Origin of the sequence: Lentilactobacillus sunkii DSM 19904 (assembly GCF_001435575.1) — a bacterium.
Lineage (GTDB): Bacteria > Bacillota > Bacilli > Lactobacillales > Lactobacillaceae > Lentilactobacillus > Lentilactobacillus sunkii.
Genome location: NZ_AZEA01000058.1, coordinates 1 through 1,583 on the forward strand (window position 1 = coordinate 1; position 1,583 = coordinate 1,583).

The 1,583-nt window shown below is 39.5% G+C and carries 1 protein-coding gene; it reads left to right on the plus strand.

Annotation, left to right across the window (positions count from 1 at the left end; all coding sequences use genetic code 11):
• Window positions 1-108: 108 nt before the first annotated feature.
• Complete coding sequence (locus FD17_RS12865) at window positions 109-1,221, plus strand: IS110 family RNA-guided transposase (protein ID WP_082617231.1); 1,113 nt, start codon at window positions 109-111, stop codon at window positions 1,219-1,221.
• The last annotated feature ends 362 nt before the right edge of the window (window positions 1,222-1,583 follow it).

The following is a 1,583-nucleotide window of genomic DNA, read 5'->3' on the forward strand; positions in this document are numbered from 1 at the left end:
AGAGATAATATGAAGTGACCCCCTAAGTTGTCATTTCGCGGATTTAAACTCATAATGATGTCGTATAAACACTGAGTTGTTACCGCATGACAATTAGGAGGTCACCTTATGCAAAGTATAGTTTACGTTGGAATGGATGTCCATAAAGAAAGTCTTAGTTTATGTGCTGTTAATTCTGATACTGGTGAAATCTTGGGTGAAACCAAATGTGCCTTAGATACCCGAATGCTTGGAAAGTTTCTTGCAACATTGCGGAAGAAATGTGGTGAACAAACGAAGTTTGTCACTGGATATGAGGCTGGTTGTTTGGGATATTCTTGGCATAATTCCCTTGAAGAACTTGGTATTGAATGTCACATAATGGCTCCAACCACGATGTATAGTTCATCCAAAAATAAGATGGTTAAGAACGATCGCCAAGATGCCAAAATGATTGCCAGAAATCTTATGAATGGAACTTATCGCTCTGTCTATGTCCCCGATGCTGAGGACAACAGTATTAAAGAATTTATCCGCATGCGTAAAAGCTTTAAGCTTGCTCAGAAAAAAATTAAGCAACAGATTAATGCTTTTGTTTTACGCTTAGGGTTTTCATTTGACGGTAAATCAAAGTGGACTGAAGCCTATCTAAACTGGCTAAATAAACTGCCACTTACTGGACACCTTAAGATGGTGATCGATGAATACCTAATTCAGTACGATGAATTATCTCGAAAAATTGCTCGTTATGACCAAGAACTTGAAAATTTATCACTTAGTGATAAATATGCCGAGCCAGTTCAAAAACTGCGGTGTTTCAAGGGAATTAATACTGTTACTGGGATGGTTATTCATGTAGAAATCTCTGATTTTTCAAGATTCCCTACACCCACTGCTTTTGCATCATATCTAGGGTTAACCCCCAACGAGCATTCAAGTGGTAATTCAATTAATAAAGGATCAATTACTAAACAAGGTAATTCAGCTGTTAGATCAACGTTAGTCGAATGTGCTCACTCTTTAGTTCGTGGAAGAATTGGAAGAAAGTCAAAGCGAGTCAATGCTAGGCAAAAGGGGCAACCGGGCAAAGTAATTAGCTATGCGGATCGTGCTGTGGAACGATTACAGCGTAAGTTTTTCCGTCTGGTTGCGGCTGGAAAACCTCAAAATCTTGCGATTGTGGCAGTTGCCCGTGAACTGGCTTGTTTCATTTGGGGCATGGAAACTCAACACCTTGATTAGCATCAAATTAAGCACAAAAAGCGTCTAGCTTTTGATTGAAGAATAATGTTAAACGGCCCCTCCCAGGGGTATAGATAAGCCAAGGAGAGTAGCACGCAGGTTTGGCCACTTACGATCACACTCTTCTGGCATAGATTTCTTAGCTTATATTTGGCCATATTTGCTAACAACAAAATTTATGATCCACGTATAGAGATTATAAGGCCTACGACGAACCATTAACCTGAGGTAACCAATCCACGAATAACAGAATGGTTAACTGTCGTTTGAACTTATATTCCTTGGTTTATCTATGCCCCAGATGGGGGATAATGATTTAGATTTGTGGCTTGACATTGGTCACTTCATAACAGTGTGACGAG

What these genes read in the sequence shown, in the direction of transcription:
- FD17_RS12865 (WP_082617231.1), top strand. Translation starts at nt 109, where the DNA reads ATGCAAAGTATAGTTTACGTTGGAATGGATGTCCATAAAGAAAGTCTT.